Source organism: Pseudomonas sp. HMWF032 (assembly GCF_003060885.1).
Lineage (GTDB): Bacteria > Pseudomonadota > Gammaproteobacteria > Pseudomonadales > Pseudomonadaceae > Aquipseudomonas.
This window is the reverse complement of record NZ_QAIG01000008.1, coordinates 35938-51531: the sequence shown is the minus strand read 5'-3', so window position 1 is coordinate 51531 and position 15594 is coordinate 35938. Positions and strand designations below refer to the sequence as shown.

Genomic DNA, 15594 nt, shown 5'->3' with positions numbered 1-15594 from the left:
CTGAATTAAGCGGATAGTACCGAAACTAAGCGCAAATGGACGAACGTATTAAATGGCGACATTCGCCTCATGGCGTGAGCCGAATATTCCGGCTATTCGGCTCACAAACCCTTTAGCGCTTCCCTGGCTGAGTAGCCGCAGTGGCGTTGATTTTCTGCTGGGTCATGTATACGTTACATTCAATCAATTAAGTAACGTATTCATGACATGGACTATTCCCTCATCACGCAGCGCCTCGGCGATCAGCTTCGGCAGCGCCGCGGCAATCGCGGGCTGACTCAGGCTGCGCTCGCTGCCTTGGCGGGCATCACCCGGCAAAAGGTTATCGCTATTGAGAAGGGCGACCTCTCGGTGGGAATGATGGCCTATGCACGCGTGCTGGCGGCCCTCGACGCTGAGCTTACGGTGGTGTCGGCCGCCATGCCCACGCTGGATGAAATCCACGGAGTATTCGATTGATGTCGCTCAGCTCAGGTGCGAGCATTGCATCGGCCGGCGTTAACCTGAGCCAGCCGAGTACGTTGGCTTGGCCGATGTACCAGCGCCCTTCGCGTTGGGTGAGTGGCAGGTCTTCTCTGGAGCGACCGAACGGGCCGGGGTTCTGTTGGGCGATCTGCAAGGAGTCGCTGCCGACGCTGGCGATAATCGCCACATGCCCATAGCGGTTGAACAGCGTGGGCGCGAACACCAGCAAGTCTTCTGCTTGCGGTTGCGCAGCGCTGCCATTGCGGAACTGCAGCATGGCGCGTTTGGTGTTCAGGCTGCCGTCACTGAGCGTTGGGTCGAAGAAGTCTTTGGCATGCCCGTAACTGTCGGGCATGCGGTGGTCATGGCGTTCGAAGTAATAGCGTTTCACAAACTCCACACATTGGTAGCGCAGCCCGAGGTTGTAACCGTCCTTGCTCAGGTTGCGCCCCTGCACGGTATTGACCCCGCCGTTGTAGTAAATCGCCACCCCATTCAACTCATCAAGCTGATCGCCGACCGCATGCTGGTTGTTGGGGTTGATGCGGGTAACGGCTGCATACGTCGCCAGAGCGATCGAAGGCAGCAGAACACAGCTCGCGAGCAGGGCGATTCGGCGCTTGTTCATCGTGAGACCGGGGCGGTGGTTAGCGGGCTTTGCGTTCGTGCTCAGCTATTTCGGCAAAGGCTTTGCGATGCTCGGCTTGGGATGCATAGTCCCCGATCACTTCGCTGACGTATTTCCCGGTTAGGTTTTCGCCAGTCTGGGCATCGCGTGAAAAAGTGACCACAAAGCGTCTGCCGACTAACTCCAGGTAGATGTTGTGGTAGTCCTCGGGCTTGTGGGGTTCGGCGAACGCGCTGTAGGCATAACGAACACGTTGGCGAAGGTCCGGAGGGTTGTCGATTAGCGTCGTTCTATCCAGCTCTGGGTATTCATCCCGCAACTCACTACTGGCTATCAGAGGTAGTTCCGCGTATTGGGACGCTGTAAAAGGCAGCGGCTTGCTGCGCAGCATGGTGTCATTGCTGGCCCCGCCATCTGCTTCAATATTGCGCGGTTTATACATGCCACTGACAAACCACTGGCTGGCATCGAACATCTCTTCGATTTCGAAACCGCCGTAATACATCATGATTTTCTTGGGCATCTCGCTCTCCTTGGCACTTAGATAAAGCCCCGTCGCTAAGCTAGCGGCCAGGGCAATGCTCCATAACAGCGGCTTGTTCAAGCGCCTCATAACGGTTTGTATTCCAGCAAAGTGGCCGGTACCCCAGTGGGCGAGTCTCCGGCACGTACGGGGCGTAACGCACCGTCTGCGTCCAGTGGGTAGCCGATGGATTGCTGGTATCTATCGCGGCTATTGGCATGGCGCGCGAGCGTTTCATCTTCCGCGCTGGCAGTTTTGAGCGGCGGTCTTGGGGGCGACTCATTAGGCAGCTGGGCGTTGGCGTCTTTGCTGGTCTGACGATGCGCTGCTAAGCGCTTTTGATAGTGGCTGCGCTGTAACTCATAACGATCCATGGCCAGCTTGTCCGCCCGGACCCTTTGCTTTGCACCCTCCAAACCGGCGCGATCTGTGGCGTTACCATAAGTCTGGTCATAATTGCTGCGCCGCGGGAATGCCCAAACAGGGGTCTGAGCGGTGTTGGCGATCAACTGCGCCAGACTCTTCTCGTACAGTGGGTCTTCGCTCTCGCTGACGTGTACGTCGGCATGAATACCAAGGCCGGTACGGCAGGCGTAGGAGTGAATCTTGGCGCTCAGGTCGAACGCTTCAGGCTTGAGCATCTGGGCTTGGGCGTCACGCAGGCGGTAGCTGTCGGCCTTGTCCAGTTCATAACCAAACTCGATGGTGCCGACCAGGCCATGGGCGAATAGGTCGAGCTGCTTGATCTCGCGCTTTTTGCTGATGCGTAAGTTGATGAAGTCGAGCAGTTGGGCAATGGAGTCGAGTTCCCGGTATTTCGCGCCATAGCGGGTTTCGACCACACCCTTCACTGCATCGAGCAAGGGGCGCTCATAGTCTTCGGTGAAAATCAGAAAAATGCGCTGGGTGGCATCGTTGGCGCTTGCGGGCGGATAAAGGCGAATTTGCCGAATACCCTGATTGATAAAGCGCATCTTGTTGCCTTTCTGTTCTCGCAGCCTCTCCATCAAAGTCATATGTGAGGCACCGACAACGGTGATGAAGTCACGCTGAAGAGAAATTGGGATCTGCTGTATTGAATGCTGGGCACTTGTTTTGCCCTGATGAGGTGCTGTCATTGCATCTGTCCTTAGAAGCGAATGCCTTTTTGCTTGAGGTGGTTGGCGGCCTCTCGACCCCAACGAACAACCACGGCTTGCGGATCTTTAGTAAACACACGTTCGGTGTTGCCGTAGGCATTGGTGTAACCGACAAAGCGCTGGCCATCGCCGCACTCCACGCAATACAACGCGTCCTCGACCGGCTGGCCGCTATGGCTGTCTACCAGCTGATACTGCTCGCTGTGCCTGGGCAGTATCTCGGGTGCGCTGAACGGCGCGCTGCCTGCTTGAGTGCCGACCAGTACGTCGCCTGAGCCGGTAATGATGAGCCCGCCATGAGCGGTGGCACTGCCTAGAAACGCGATGGGTTTGCCATTGACCAGGATGCTGCCAATGCCTTCAGTGACCGCATCGCCGCAGGCCGTGCTGTCGCCCACACGCAAGGTCGGCAGGCTGTTGATCAAGACATCAGGCGAACCAGTGGTGGTCGGGTTGGTGCCATGCCCTGGGATGGGACACGCATTTAAATCACTGAGGCGGGAGGCGGGTTTTGCCATGGCTGTCGTCCTTGTGCCAGAGGTGTCGGCATTCTGAGCACCATGGGATTTTTCCGCTGTGGCTAAGTTCACTTTTCGGGCGGATTTGACGAGCAAGTTCAGCGGGACTTTTGGCAGGCATGAAAAAGCCGCGCAGTGCGCGGCTTTAAAGGTGGTGGGCCCACACGGACTCGAACCGTGGACCAAAGGATTATGAGTCCTCTGCTCTAACCAACTGAGCTATGGGCCCTCAGAGGCGGGCGGATTATACCGGTGCTCTTTCTTTAGCGCCAATCAGATGACGGTGTAGAGCTGCTGGATCTGATTTTTTTGTGCAATTGTCCGGTTGTCGTTCTGGTGTGCGGTTTGAAAGCAGGGTGGTGATCCGGTTTCACGCTGGAGGTGATGGAGGGCCTCTAATGCAAAACCCCCGGCAAGGCCGGGGGTTTTGGTGTTACTCGTCGAGGAAGGAGCGCAGGTGCTCGCTTCTCGTCGGGTGGCGCAGCTTGCGCAGCGCCTTGGCTTCGATCTGACGAATCCGCTCGCGGGTTACATCGAACTGCTTACCGACTTCCTCAAGGGTGTGGTCGGTATTCATGTCGATGCCGAAGCGCATGCGCAGTACCTTGGCTTCACGCGCGGTGAGGCCGGAGAGTACTTCGCGGGTGGCTTCCTTGAGGCTTTCCACGGTCGCCACATCAATAGGCGATTGCATGGTGGAGTCTTCAATGAAGTCGCCCAGGTGCGAATCTTCGTCGTCACCGATCGGTGTTTCCATGGAGATCGGCTCTTTGGCGATCTTCAGTACCTTGCGGATCTTGTCCTCAGGCATCTCCATGCGTTCACCCAGCTCTTCCGGGGTCGGTTCGCGACCCATTTCCTGCAGCATCTGCCGGGAAATGCGGTTGAGCTTGTTGATGGTCTCGATCATGTGCACCGGAATACGGATGGTGCGCGCCTGGTCGGCAATCGAGCGAGTGATCGCCTGGCGGATCCACCAGGTTGCATAGGTCGAGAACTTGTAGCCGCGACGGTATTCGAACTTGTCTACCGCCTTCATCAGGCCGATGTTGCCTTCCTGAATCAGGTCGAGGAACTGCAGGCCGCGGTTGGTGTACTTCTTGGCGATGGAGATCACCAGACGCAAGTTCGCTTCAACCATCTCTTTCTTCGCGCGACGGGCCTTGGCCTCGCCGATCGACATGCGACGGTTGATGTCCTTGATTTCAGCCAGGCTCAGCTCGCACTCGGCTTCCAGGGCAGACAGCTTTTGCTGGCAGCGCTGAATATCACCTTGCAGGTTGCCGATGGCTTCGGCGTATTTGGCCTTGCCTTTGGCCAGTTGCTCTGCCCAGGTCTGGTCAACTTCATTGCCAGGGAACAGGCGTAGGAAGTCGGCGCGGGGCATGCGAGCGTCACGTACGCACAGTTGCATGATGGCGCGTTCCTGGCCGCGCAAGCGCTCAAGGGAGCTGCGCACTCTTACAACCAGGGAATCGTACTGCTTGGGCACCAGCTTGATTGGCATGAACAGCTCGGCCATGTCCTTCAGCGCAGCGTCACCCTGCTTGCTGTTGCGGCCATGCTTTTTCAGGGCTTTCTTGGCCAGCTCAAGTGCTTCGCCAATCGCGGTGAAGCGGCGCAGTGCTTCTTCTGGATCTGGGCCGCCGTCGCCTTCTTCTTCCTCGTCGTCACTGGCTTCTGCGTCGTCGTCGTCGCTCTCGTCAGCCGTTTCACCATCCTGCACCGGCAGGGGGGCGGCAGCTTCGGCTGGTACGATGCCGTCATCTGGATCGATGTAGCCACTGAGCACTTCAACCAGGCGACCACCGTCGGTGGTGACGCGGTTGTATTCGGCGAGAATGCTGTCGACAGTGCCGGGGAAGTGGGCAATAGCGCCCATGACTTCGCGGATGCCTTCCTCGATGCGTTTGGCGATTTCGATCTCGCCTTCGCGGGTTAGCAATTCCACCGTGCCCATTTCGCGCATGTACATGCGCACCGGGTCGGTGGTTCGGCCGATATCGGTTTCAACGGCCGCGAGTGCAGCCGCCGCTTCTTCCGCGGCGGCTTCGTCGGTGTCGGCTTCCGCCAACAACAGGGCGTCCGCATCCGGAGCACTCTCGAATACGTTGATCCCCATGTCGTTGATCATGCGGATGATATCTTCCACCTGTTCCGGGTCGGAAATATCCTCCGGCAAGTGGTCATTGACCTCCGCGTAAGTCAGGTAACCCTGCTCACGACCGCGGCTGATCAATTCTTTCAAACGAGACTGCTGTTGCGCTTTTCCGGACATAACACCCTATCCACTGAAGGTCTTGGCGGGCAAAAAACAAGCCGCGGATTATACCCGAGCAACGCACCTAAGCGCCAGTTGAACTCGGGGTTACCGGTGATGCATTACGGCTCAGCAAGCTGCGCAGCTGATTTTTCTCTTCTGCGCTCAACTCGCTTTGACGGGCTTTGCGCAGCAAATGTTCCAGGCTGCGCTCACGTTGGCGGGCTACAAGACTAGTTATAGTGTCGAAAAACTGTTGTTCAAGGTTGTCTACTGAAATCAGCCATTCCTTTTCCGCGAGCGCGCGCAGTAGGCGGCCTTGCTCCGTGCCATGCCAGCGTGCAATCAGTTGCAGTGAGCGCAGCTTGGGGTTTTTCTGCAGTGCGCCGAGCAGGGCGACCAGCAGCTGGGCGTAGGTGTCGTCTTCGGCGGCGAAGTGGCTTACATCTTCGACTTTCTGTGCAAGTTGCGGATGGTGTAGCAGTGTGCGCAGTGCGCTCAGGTGGGGTGATTCGACGCTGACAGCGGTACGTGGCGCGCGCGGGGCGAACTCGCCTTGGCCTTTCTTGCTCCATTTGCCGCCGTCTTTCTTCCAGTTGCCCTTGCCTTTTCCGCTGTTGTGTTCGAACTGTGGCGCGGGGCTGGGGTTTTCGTATTCGTTGCGGCTCGGTTCGACATCGTAATAGGCGCTGTCGGGGATTTGTGGGTAATCCGGGTAGTCGCTAGGCGGTGCGCTGCTCTGGCTTGGCTGACTGCTGCGCGCAGTTGGCGCCATTTGCTGCAGGGCTTCGCCGGACAGTCCGGTGATTTCGCTCAGGCGCTGGCGCATCAGGGTGCGCAGGTTGTTGCCAGGGATCTTGTCGATCAGCGGCGCGGCCAGGGTCATCAGGTGGGCTTTGCCTTCCAGTGAGCGCGGGTCGGCTTCTTCGCTGAGTTGCTGGAAGAAGTAGTCGGCCAGTGGCTGAGCGTGCTGGTTGATCCGTGCGCGGAAGGCGTCGGTGCCTTCGCTGCGTACCAGGGTGTCCGGGTCTTCGCCGTCGGGCAGGAATAGAAAGCGCGCGCGGCGGCCGTCCTGCAGGCTCGATAAGGTCGCCTCGAGGGCGCGCCAGGCGGCGTTGCGTCCGGCGGCGTCACCATCGAAGCAGAACAACACGCTGGGTACGACGCGAAACAGACGCTTGAGGTGCTCTTCGCTGGTGGCGGTGCCGAGGGTGGCGACGGCATTGCGTAGGCCTTGTTGGGCCAGGGCAATGACGTCCATATAGCCTTCGACCACCATGATCTCGTCGAGGTCGCGGTTGTGTTTGCGTGCCTCGAACAGGCCGTAGAGCTCCTGGCCTTTATGGAAGACGGGGGTTTCCGGTGAGTTCAGGTATTTCGGCTTTTCGTCGCCCAGTACGCGGCCGCCAAAGGCAATCACCCGGCCGCGGCTGTCGCGGATCGGGAACATGATGCGGTCGCGGAAGCGGTCGTACACGCGTTTGCTTTCGGCGTTTTCAATCAGCAGGCCGGCATCGATCATGGCTTTTTGCTGCAGGCTGTCGCCGCCCAGTTGTTTGAGCAGGTTGTCCCAGCCTGGCGGCGCGAAGCCCATGCCGAAGTCGCGAGCGATTTCGCCGGACAGGCCTCGGCCTTTCAGGTAGTCAATCGCGGCTTTGCGCTGTGGGTGATTTTTCAGTGCCTGTTTGTAGTACTCGGCGGCGGCAGTCAGCAGTGGGTATAGCGGTGAGTCGGTGGGTTGGCGTGGCTTGTTGTTGCGTCCGCCTTCCTCGCGAGGCACTTCCATGCCGGCGCGCTTGGCCAGATCCTCGATTGCCTGGGGGAAATCCAGTTGGTCATGGTCCATGACAAAACCCAGGGCGTTGCCGCCGGCGCCGCAGCCAAAGCAGTAATAGAACTGTTTGTCCGGGCTGACGCTGAACGAGGGGGTTTTTTCTTTATGGAAGGGGCAGCAGGCGGTGTAGTTTTTGCCGGCCTTTTTCAGCTGGATGCGTGAGGCGACCACGTCGACGATGTCGGTGCGGTTGAGCAGGTCATCGATAAAAGACTGTGGGATCAGGCCGGCCATAGGCGCTCAGAATACTGTTGCACCTGCGTGCAGACCAGAGAGAAGCAAAAACTAAAAGACTCCGATCGTCACCCGGAGGTGGCGCGGAGTCTTAAAGCGAAGCCCGCTAAAAGCGGGCATCCAGACGTTGCGTGTACGAATTAGTACAGGCGAACGCTGCGGCGCTGCTCGCGCTGCACTTTCTTGGCGTGACGCTTAACAGCAGCGGCTGCTTTGCGCTTACGCTCGGAAGTTGGCTTTTCGTAGAATTCACGGCTGCGAACTTCAGCCAGAACACCGGCTTTTTCGCAGGAGCGCTTGAAACGACGCAGAGCTACGTCGAAGGGTTCGTTCTCTTTAACTTTGACGGCTGGCATCCAGGGCGTACCTTCTTTATTACCGGGGGTAACGTTGCTCCTGGCATTTGGCGCTGGAGAACGTAGGTTTTTAAGGGTTGCGGATGTTACCGCCTCATCGCGAGGAATGCAAAGCCTCTGATCGAAAAGCGCTGGCCGGTTCGCGCCAGCGGCCATTATCATGCGCGCCTTCGAAGTTGCACACACTACTACAAGGCACTGTCCATGCTGGTTCTGGGATTGGAAACCTCCTGCGACGAAACCGGTGTCGCGCTGTATGACAGCGAGCGCGGCCTGCTGGCGGACGCGCTGTTCAGTCAGATTGATTTGCACCGCGTCTATGGTGGCGTGGTGCCTGAATTGGCCTCGCGCGACCACGTCAAGCGGATGTTGCCGTTGATCCGTCAGGTGTTGAGCGAGGCCGGCTGCGTGGCGACTGACATCGACGCCATCGCCTACACCGCAGGCCCTGGCCTGGTCGGTGCCTTGCTGGTTGGCGCTTCTTGTGCCCAGGCCTTGGCCTTTGCCTGGGGTATCCCGGCGCTCGGTGTGCATCACATGGAAGGCCACCTGTTGGCGCCGATGCTGGAAGCACAACCGCCAGCCTTTCCGTTCGTCGCTTTGCTGGTGTCGGGCGGGCATACCCAACTGGTGCGCGTGGATGGCATTGGTCAATACCAGCTGCTTGGCGAGTCTCTGGATGATGCGGCGGGTGAGGCGTTCGACAAGACCGCCAAACTGATGGGCTTGCAGTACCCCGGCGGCCCCGAGATTGCCCGCTTAGCGCTAAGTGGCACGCCTGGCCGTTTTAAATTTCCGCGGCCGATGACGGATCGGCCTGGCCTGGAATTCAGTTTCAGCGGTCTGAAGACCTTCACTCTGAATACCTGGCAGCAGTGCCAGGCTGAGGGTGATCACTCAGAGCAGACCCGTTGTGACATCGCCCTGGCATTTCAACAGGCGGTGGTTGATACCCTCACCATCAAATGCAAGCGTGCGCTCAAGCAGACGGGCCTGAACAACCTGGTGATCGCCGGTGGGGTGAGCGCCAACAAGGCGCTGCGCCAGGCGCTGGAGCAGATGCTCGCCGAATTGAAGGGGGCCGTGTTCTATGCGCGTCCGGCGTTTTGCACGGATAACGGCGCGATGATTGCCTATGCCGGCTGTCAGCGTTTGCTGGCGGGGCAGCACGAAGAGCTGGCGATCAAGGTGCAGGCGCGCTGGCCGATGGAACAGCTGCCGGCGCTGTAAGCGGCGGCATGACGAATCAGATTCAGGTTGTGGCGTTAGAAATGCCGCTCACGGCCGGCGAACAGATCGCGTAAATTGCCGCGATGGCGCCAGACGATCAGTCCTGTCAGGACACAGACCGGTAGCAGTGCTGCGGGTTGTTGCCAGGCCAGCAGTGGCAGGGTCAGTGGGGTGGCGATCAAGGCGGCCAGTGAGCTGGTGCGGGTCAGGACAAACGTCAGTAACCAGGCGGCAACGGCCAGTAAGGCTGCGGGCGGATACAGCCCCAGGAGCATGCCGGCGGCGGTGGCGACACCTTTGCCACCACGGAAGTTGAAATACAGCGGATACAAGTGGCCGATAACGGCGGCCAGGCCGATCCAGGCTTGTTCCTGCAGGCTGAGTTGGAGCAGTTTGGCCAGTATTACTGGCAGCAGGCCTTTGAGGAGGTCGCCGATCAGCGTGAGGATGGCCAGGCGTTTGCCGGCTACCCGGAGCATGTTGGTGGCCCCGGGGTTACCCGAGCCACTGGCGCGCGGGTCCGGTCCGCCGGCCAGGCGGCTGAGCAGAATGGCGAAGGACAACGAGCCGAGCAGGTAGGCGAGGGCCGCCAACAGCCAAAACATGGTATCCATTCCGGGCAAGGGAGCCCTGATTCTAACTAGGTGCGGCAGCCTTGTCGTGCCGCGGAGAGCGTGCGTGGACACAGTTTTTATCGAGGGGCTGGAGGTCGACACGGTGATCGGTGCCTACGACTGGGAGCGCACCATTCGCCAGTGTTTGCGTTTGGACTTGTACCTGGGGTGGGATAATCGTCCGGCTGCCGTCGGTGACGAGCTGGACAAAGCACTGGATTACGCCAAGGTTTCGCAGCGGATTCAGGCGTTTGCCAGTGGCTCGCACTTTATCCTGGTGGAAACCTTTGCCGAGCGGCTGGTCGAGTTGCTCATGGCTGAGTTCCAGATACCCTGGGTGCGGCTCAAACTGACCAAGCCCGGCGCAGTACCGGCGGCCCGAGGTGGGGTGGGCGTGGAGATCGAGCGCGGATGTCGCTAACTCCCGTTCTACTTGGCCTGGGCAGCAACATCGGGCGTGAAGCGCACCTGCGCGCTGGCCTTGATGCACTCGCCGGGTTGCTCAGCGACATGCGCTGCTCGCCGGTGTTTGAAAGCCAGGCGGTCGGCATCAAGAGCGGGCCGTTCTTCAATCTGGTGGTGGCCGGCTACAGTGAGCTGCCTTTGGGCGAGCTGGATCGTCGGCTGAAGTTTATCGAAGCCGATAACGGTCGCTATGCGCCGGAGCGCAAGGGACTGCCACTGGACATCGATGTGCTGCTGTACGGCGATCTGGTTGGCAACTTCGATGGCTTGATCCTGCCGCGTGCAGAAATCCTCAAGAACGCATTCGTGCTTTGGCCGCTGGCCCTGCTGGTGCCGGATGTTATGCACCCGGCGCAACAACGCAGCTTTGCCGAGCTCTGGCAGGCCGCGCAGATTGAGCAGCAGCTTTGGCCTGTGGCGTTTACGTGGCATGAGCAAGCGTTAACACCTGCAGAATTGCTTGCGCTTTACCCGGTCCGTTAGTCCTGCGCGGTACTGGCGGAGGCTGTTGCCTTGAACGTTACCAGTGCCTGCAGGCGCTCTCGGTTTAGCGCTTCACCCAGTTCGGCGCCTTTCAAGCCTTGCTCTAGCAAGGGTTGTACGGCCACAGCGCGTGCTGCTTGCATGGCGGCGCGCAGATAATCTGCTTGTGGATACGCGCGTTGCTCCAGGCCCAGGCGTCCGCGGGCGTCCATTTCACAGGCGGCGATAAATTCTTCGAAGCGCTGCGGGCGGCGGAACACGTCGAAGCCTTGCAGCAGTTTGAGCAGGGTCGACGCCTTCAGCTCCAGAGCGCGGTGACCGTGGGTGTGGTATTCACCAACCTGCAAGGCCAGTTCCTGGCAATCCTTGGGCGCCTTGCAGCGCTGGTTGATGGCGCGGATCAGCTTCAGGCCGGTGTGTTCGTGGGCGATATGTCGGGGCCATTCGGCCTCCGGCGTCAGGCCTTTGCCGACATCATGCAGCAGGCAGGCCCAGCGTACGGTCAGCGGTTGCTGGTGTTCGGCGCATTGGCGCAGCACGCTGAGTACATGCTCGCCGGTGTCGATCTCCGGATGGTGGGCGGCGGGTTGTGGCACGCCGAACAGCGCGTCGACCTCGGGCAGCAGTTCACGCAGGGCGCCGCAGTCACGCAGCACCTGGATAAAAACATCAGGGCGCGATTCCATCAGGGCGCGGGAGACTTCCTTCCAGCTACGTTCTGGTGTCAGCGCGCTTAGCTCGCCGGACTCGCTCAGTTCGCGCATCAGCACCAGGGTTTCAGGCGCTACGCGAAAGCCCAGTGGCGCGTAACGGGCGGCAAAGCGGGCGACGCGCAATACGCGCAGTGGGTCTTCGGCGAAGGCCGGGGAGACGTGGCGCAGCAGCCGGGCTTCGAGGTCGCGTTGGCCACCGTAGGGATCGATCAGCGTGCCGTGATCGTCTTCGGCCATGGCATTGACCGTCAGGTCGCGGCGGACCAGGTCTTCTTCCAGGGTCACGTCCGGGCTGGCGAAGAAGGTAAAGCCGCCGTAGCCGCGCCCGCTCTTGCGTTCGGTGCGGGCCAGGGCGTATTCCTCGCCGGTCTGCGGGTGCAGAAACACCGGAAAGTCGGCGCCCACCGGGCGGTAGCCCAACTCAAGCATCTGTTCGGCGCTGGCGCCGACGACGACCCAGTCGATTTCGCTGACTTCACGACCCAACAGGCGATCCCGTACGGCACCGCCGACTTTGTAAATCTGCATCATGGTTCCTCCGCTAAATGCGGAGGATAGCGGCTGGTCGCTGACGAAGGGTAGCCTGGATGCCGTTCTGAACCGCCCTTAGAGACGCAGTCGGGCTAGGGGCGGGCTCGTGGAATTTGCTGCAAGAGCGCCTGGGTAGCGCGTTCGAGCAGTTCGGCGCTGTCCCTGGCGGGGCTCAGGCCGGTGCTGATCAGGCCTTCCCAGAGAATATCCTGATTGGGTGTGGTCAGGCGCAGGCGCAGGGTGCCGGTTTCATCGCGCAGACGATGGATGGCCTGGTAGGGGCCGAGCAGGGTTGGCGGTGCGGCATCGGTTTTGAAGTCCAGTGGGCTGTCCTGCACGGCCAGCCAGTAATACACCTGAATCTGTGCCTGCGGACTGGCCTGGTAGCCACGGTTGCTGAGGCCTTCGCGCAGCAATTGTTCAAGCTGTTCGTAGCGCTCGGCAAACGGTACTTGGCCCTGTACCGCCTGCTCGGCGGCGATCAGGCTGAAGCGGTGTTTGCCTGTTAGCGCCTGGCTGGCCGGCGTGAGTACCTGGGCGCGTGGCAACTGGTTGCTGCAGGTGGCGAGTGCCAGGCACAGCAGTAGTACGATAAACAGGCGCATCAGCATGCTTCCGATTGGTCTGTTGGCCATGCTGCTGCTCGCGCTCACTCCCACGCAACCGATCAAATGGGCGGGATCATCAGGTCGAGGCGTGGGTAGTCGGTGTCATGTGCGTTGTCGTTTTGAGGCGGCACGTGCTGGGTACTGACCAACTGCTCGCCTTGATAGATCTCCAGATGGATGTTGAAGCCCCACAGACGATGCAGATGTTTGAGCACTTCTTCGGTCGAGTTGCCCAGCGGCTTGCGGTCATGTTGCTGATGACGCAAGGTCAGTGAGCGATCACCACGCCGATCGATACTCCAGATCTGCACATTGGGTTCGCGGTTGCCCAGGTTGTATTGCGCAGCCAGGGTCTCACGGATGCTGCGATAGCCGGGCTCGTCATGAATGGCGGGGACGTACAGCTCGTCCTTCTGGTCGTCGTCGAGAATGCTGAACAGCTTGAGGTCGCGGATCACCTTGGGTGACAGGTACTGCAGGATAAAGCTCTCATCCTTGAAACTGGTCATGGCGAACTTCAGGGTACTCAGCCAGTCGCTGCCGGCAATGTCGGGGAACCAGCGTCGATCTTCTTCGGTGGGCTCTTCGCAGATGCGGCGGATGTCGCGGTACATGGCAAAACCCAGGGCATAGGGGTTGATGCCGCTGTAGTAGGGGCTGTCGAAGGGCGGCTGGTAGACCACGCTGGTGTGCGACTGCAGGAACTCCATCATAAAACCATCGGTGACCAGACCTTCGTCGTACAGGTCGTTCATCAGGGTGTAGTGCCAGAAGGTCGCCCAGCCTTCGTTCATCACCTGGGTCTGGCGTTGTGGGTAGAAGTACTGGGCGATTTTGCGCACGATGCGAATGATCTCGCGCTGCCAGGGTTCCAGCAGTGGCGCATGTTTCTCCAGGAAGTAGAGGATGTTTTCCTGCGGCTCGGCAGGAAAGCGTTTGCTGTCTTTGCCTTCACCCTTGTTGGCGCTTTTTGGAATCGTGCGCCAGAGGTCATTGATCTGCTTTTGCAGGTGCTCCTCGCGGTCTTTCATGCGCCGCCGTTCTTCCTCGGCGGAAATCGGGTAGGGGCGTTTGTAGCGGTCCACACCATAGTTCATCAGGGCGTGGCAGGAATCGAGCAGGTCTTCCACGGCGTCGATGCCGTGGCGCTCCTCGCACTGCATGATGTACTGCTTGGCGAACACCAGGTAGTCGATGATCGAGCTGGCGTCGGTCCAGGTGCGGAACAGGTAGTTGCCCTTGAAGAAGCTGTTATGGCCATAGCAGGCGTGGGCGATCACCAAGGCCTGCATGCAGATGGTGTTCTCTTCCATCAGGTAGGCAATACACGGGTCGGAGTTGATCACGATCTCGTAGGCCAGGCCCATCTGCCCGCGCTTGTAGCCTTTTTCGGTGCTGAGAAAGTGCTTGCCGTACGACCAGTGGTGGTAGCCCAGCGGCATGCCGACCGAAGCATAGGCATCCATCATCTGCTCGGCGGTGATCACCTCGATCTGGTTGGGGTAGGTGTCCAGCGCATAGCGCTCGGCAATACGGGCGATCTCCCGGTCATATTGACGGATCAGTTCAAAGGTCCATTCCGAGCCGGTAGAGATCGGCTGGCGCTTTCTCTCGCGGGTGCTGCTGTCGGACGTGCTCATGTGGTTAGCCTCCGCTGGAACAGGTCGCGGAATACCGGGTAGATATCGCCGGCCGATACCAACTGCTGTTGGGCGAAGGTGTCGGCGAAGGCTTCGCTGACGTGTTCGTATTCAAACCACAGCGCCTGATGCTCGCGCGGGGTGATCTCGACGTAGGTGAAGTACTGCACGAACGGCATGATCTGCTTGATCAATATATCCCTGCAGATCGGTGAGTCGTCATTCCAGTTATCACCATCCGACGCCTGGGCGGCGTAGATATTCCATTCGTTGACCGGGTAGCGCTCGGCCATGATCTCCTGCATCAGTTTCAGTGCGCTGGAGACGATGGTGCCGCCGGTTTCGCGGGAGTAGAAGAACTCTTCTTCGTCCACTTCGCGTGCGCTGGTGTGGTGACGGATGAATACCACGTCGATCTTGTCGTAGTTGCGCTTGAGGAACAGGTACAAGAGGATAAAGAAGCGCTTGGCGATGTCCTTGGTCGACTGCGTCATCGACCCGGAAACATCCATCAGGCAGAACATCACCGCCTTGGAGCTGGGGTTGGGCTGTTTGACCAGCAGGTTGTACTTGAGGTCGAAGGTGTCGAGGAAGGGCACGCGTTTGATCCGCGCGCGCAGTTTGCTGACTTCTTCCTCAAGCGCCTGGATATCGCCGAGGTTGTCGGGCTGTTCCCGCTTCAGGCGTTCCAGTTCGGCCTGGGCGTTCTTGAGTTTGTTGCGGCTGCTGCCAGACAGGGCGATGCGTCGGGCGTGGGCGGAACGCAGGGTGCGCACAATGTTGATGCGTGATGGGTTGCCTTCGTTGCTGATTCCCGCGCGTACGCTCTTGAAGGTGTCGCTGCCGGTCAGGTGGCGTTTGATCAGATTGGGCAGTTCCAGATCCTCGAACATGAAATCGAGGAATTCCTCCTGGGTGATCTGGAAGACGAACTCGTCCATACCCTCACCGGAGTTGCTCGCCTTGCCCGCGCCTTGTCCACCGCCACCGCCTTGCGGGCGGGCAATCTTCTCACCGGTGGTGAATTCGCGGTTGCCGGGATGCACGGTGGTCTGGCGACCGCCGCGGCCGTGGTGCAGGACTGGCTCGTCGATATCGCGGCCGGGGATGCCGATCTGTTCGCCGTGCTCCATATCGGTGATGGAGCGGCGGCTGACCGCTTCTTCCACGGCCTTTTTGATGTGGTCGCGGTAGCGCCGCAGGAAGCGCTGGCGGTTTACCGTGCTCTTGTTCTTGCCGTTCAGGCGTCGGTCGATCACATGGCTCATAACTGCCCTCCGTGCGCTGCAGACATCAGGCGCAGTCAGCACAGGGCCGCGTTTGTCGCGCGCCCTGTACCCGCTGGCGGCCTGT

Annotated in this window: 16 protein-coding genes and 1 tRNA gene; 4 read left to right on the top strand and 13 right to left on the bottom strand. The window is 59.7% G+C overall.

Annotation, left to right across the window (positions count from 1 at the left end; all coding sequences use genetic code 11):
- The first annotated feature begins 207 nt into the window (after positions 1-207).
- Positions 208-459, top strand: a complete 252-nt coding sequence (locus DBR00_RS12610; RefSeq protein WP_108488541.1) for a helix-turn-helix domain-containing protein — start codon at positions 208-210, stop codon at positions 457-459.
- Here DBR00_RS12610 and DBR00_RS12605 read toward each other — a convergent pair.
- The 8 genes from DBR00_RS12605 to rpsU all read right to left on the bottom strand — a co-directional run bounded on the left by DBR00_RS12605 (position 401) and on the right by rpsU (position 7957).
- Positions 401-1093: a CHAP domain-containing protein gene (locus DBR00_RS12605; protein WP_108488542.1), complete on the bottom strand. Its 693-nt coding sequence runs from the start codon at positions 1091-1093 to the stop codon at positions 401-403. The genes DBR00_RS12610 and DBR00_RS12605 overlap by 59 nt on opposite strands.
- 19 nt (positions 1094-1112) lie before the next feature.
- A complete protein-coding gene (locus tag DBR00_RS12600) occupies positions 1113-1616 on the bottom strand; it encodes a hypothetical protein (protein ID WP_108488543.1) in 504 nt (167 codons plus the stop codon).
- Between the two features lie 86 nt (positions 1617-1702).
- Entirely contained in the window at positions 1703-2590 is an 888-nt protein-coding gene (locus DBR00_RS12595; protein ID WP_108488544.1) for a hypothetical protein, read from the bottom strand.
- Between the two features lie 155 nt (positions 2591-2745).
- On the bottom strand, positions 2746-3345 hold the full coding sequence (locus DBR00_RS12590; protein ID WP_108488545.1) for a PAAR domain-containing protein: 600 nt from the start codon (positions 3343-3345) through the stop codon (positions 2746-2748).
- 80 nt (positions 3346-3425) lie between these two features.
- Positions 3426-3502 (bottom strand) — tRNA-Ile (locus tag DBR00_RS12585).
- 204 nt (positions 3503-3706) lie between these two features.
- Positions 3707-5551, bottom strand: coding sequence for an RNA polymerase sigma factor RpoD (gene rpoD, locus DBR00_RS12580; RefSeq protein WP_108488546.1), 1845 nt, complete (start codon positions 5549-5551; stop codon positions 3707-3709).
- A gap of 67 nt (positions 5552-5618) precedes the next feature.
- On the bottom strand, positions 5619-7601 hold the full coding sequence (gene dnaG / locus DBR00_RS12575; RefSeq protein ID WP_108488547.1) for a DNA primase: 1983 nt from the start codon (positions 7599-7601) through the stop codon (positions 5619-5621).
- Positions 7602-7741: 140 nt separating this feature from the next.
- A complete protein-coding gene (rpsU, locus tag DBR00_RS12570) occupies positions 7742-7957 on the bottom strand; it encodes a 30S ribosomal protein S21 (protein ID WP_003296736.1) in 216 nt (71 codons plus the stop codon).
- 204 nt (positions 7958-8161) lie between these two features.
- On the opposite strand from rpsU, the gene tsaD reads away from it, so the two are divergent.
- Complete coding sequence (gene tsaD, locus DBR00_RS12565) at positions 8162-9187, top strand: tRNA (adenosine(37)-N6)-threonylcarbamoyltransferase complex transferase subunit TsaD (protein WP_108488548.1); 1026 nt, start codon at positions 8162-8164, stop codon at positions 9185-9187.
- A 35-nt stretch (positions 9188-9222) separates the two neighbouring features.
- Here tsaD and plsY read toward each other — a convergent pair whose 3' ends face one another.
- Positions 9223-9792 carry a glycerol-3-phosphate 1-O-acyltransferase PlsY gene (gene plsY, locus DBR00_RS12560; RefSeq protein WP_108488549.1) on the bottom strand — a complete coding sequence of 190 codons (570 nt, stop codon included), beginning with the start codon at positions 9790-9792 and terminating at the stop codon, positions 9223-9225.
- Between the two features lie 73 nt (positions 9793-9865).
- On the opposite strand from plsY, the gene folB reads away from it, so the two are divergent.
- Positions 9866-10222 carry a dihydroneopterin aldolase gene (gene folB, locus DBR00_RS12555; RefSeq protein WP_108488550.1) on the top strand — a complete coding sequence of 119 codons (357 nt, stop codon included), beginning with the start codon at positions 9866-9868 and terminating at the stop codon, positions 10220-10222.
- A complete protein-coding gene (folK, locus tag DBR00_RS12550; protein WP_108488551.1) occupies positions 10213-10749 on the top strand; it encodes a 2-amino-4-hydroxy-6-hydroxymethyldihydropteridine diphosphokinase in 537 nt (178 codons plus the stop codon). Before folB ends, folK begins: the two co-directional genes overlap by 10 nt.
- Here folK and DBR00_RS12545 read toward each other — a convergent pair.
- The 4 genes from DBR00_RS12545 to DBR00_RS12530 all read right to left on the bottom strand — a co-directional run bounded on the left by DBR00_RS12545 (position 10746) and on the right by DBR00_RS12530 (position 15509).
- A complete protein-coding gene (locus DBR00_RS12545; RefSeq protein ID WP_108488552.1) occupies positions 10746-11990 on the bottom strand; it encodes a multifunctional CCA addition/repair protein in 1245 nt (414 codons plus the stop codon). The genes folK and DBR00_RS12545 overlap by 4 nt on opposite strands.
- Before the next feature lie 95 nt (positions 11991-12085).
- Positions 12086-12598 (bottom strand): DUF4136 domain-containing protein, encoded by a 513-nt coding sequence (locus tag DBR00_RS12540; protein WP_108488592.1) that lies wholly within the window; start codon positions 12596-12598, stop codon positions 12086-12088.
- A gap of 62 nt (positions 12599-12660) precedes the next feature.
- Positions 12661-14241, bottom strand: a complete 1581-nt coding sequence (locus DBR00_RS12535; RefSeq protein WP_108488553.1) for a SpoVR family protein — start codon at positions 14239-14241, stop codon at positions 12661-12663.
- The gene (locus DBR00_RS12530; protein WP_108488554.1) at positions 14238-15509 is read right to left on the bottom strand and encodes a YeaH/YhbH family protein; all 1272 of its coding nucleotides are present in this window, start codon (positions 15507-15509) and stop codon (positions 14238-14240) included. The genes DBR00_RS12535 and DBR00_RS12530 overlap by 4 nt, the downstream gene beginning before the upstream one ends.
- Positions 15510-15594: the final 85 nt, after the last annotated feature.

Coding starts and splice junctions, on each gene's coding strand:
- tsaD (WP_108488548.1), top strand. CDS start 8,162: ATGCTGGTTCTGGGATTGGAAACCTCCTGCGACGAAACCGGTGTCGCG.
- rpoD (WP_108488546.1), bottom strand. CDS start 5,551: ATGTCCGGAAAAGCGCAACAGCAGTCTCGTTTGAAAGAATTGATCAGC.
- DBR00_RS12540 (WP_108488592.1), bottom strand. CDS start 12,598: ATGCGCCTGTTTATCGTACTACTGCTGTGCCTGGCACTCGCCACCTGC.
- DBR00_RS12605 (WP_108488542.1), bottom strand. CDS start 1,093: ATGAACAAGCGCCGAATCGCCCTGCTCGCGAGCTGTGTTCTGCTGCCT.
- rpsU (WP_003296736.1), bottom strand. CDS start 7,957: ATGCCAGCCGTCAAAGTTAAAGAGAACGAACCCTTCGACGTAGCTCTG.
- dnaG (WP_108488547.1), bottom strand. CDS start 7,601: ATGGCCGGCCTGATCCCACAGTCTTTTATCGATGACCTGCTCAACCGC.
- folK (WP_108488551.1), top strand. CDS start 10,213: ATGTCGCTAACTCCCGTTCTACTTGGCCTGGGCAGCAACATCGGGCGT.
- DBR00_RS12600 (WP_108488543.1), bottom strand. CDS start 1,616: ATGCCCAAGAAAATCATGATGTATTACGGCGGTTTCGAAATCGAAGAG.
- DBR00_RS12595 (WP_108488544.1), bottom strand. CDS start 2,590: ATGCGCTTTATCAATCAGGGTATTCGGCAAATTCGCCTTTATCCGCCC.
- DBR00_RS12530 (WP_108488554.1), bottom strand. CDS start 15,509: ATGAGCCATGTGATCGACCGACGCCTGAACGGCAAGAACAAGAGCACG.
- plsY (WP_108488549.1), bottom strand. CDS start 9,792: ATGTTTTGGCTGTTGGCGGCCCTCGCCTACCTGCTCGGCTCGTTGTCC.
- DBR00_RS12535 (WP_108488553.1), bottom strand. CDS start 14,241: ATGAGCACGTCCGACAGCAGCACCCGCGAGAGAAAGCGCCAGCCGATC.
- DBR00_RS12610 (WP_108488541.1), top strand. CDS start 208: ATGGACTATTCCCTCATCACGCAGCGCCTCGGCGATCAGCTTCGGCAG.
- DBR00_RS12545 (WP_108488552.1), bottom strand. CDS start 11,990: ATGCAGATTTACAAAGTCGGCGGTGCCGTACGGGATCGCCTGTTGGGT.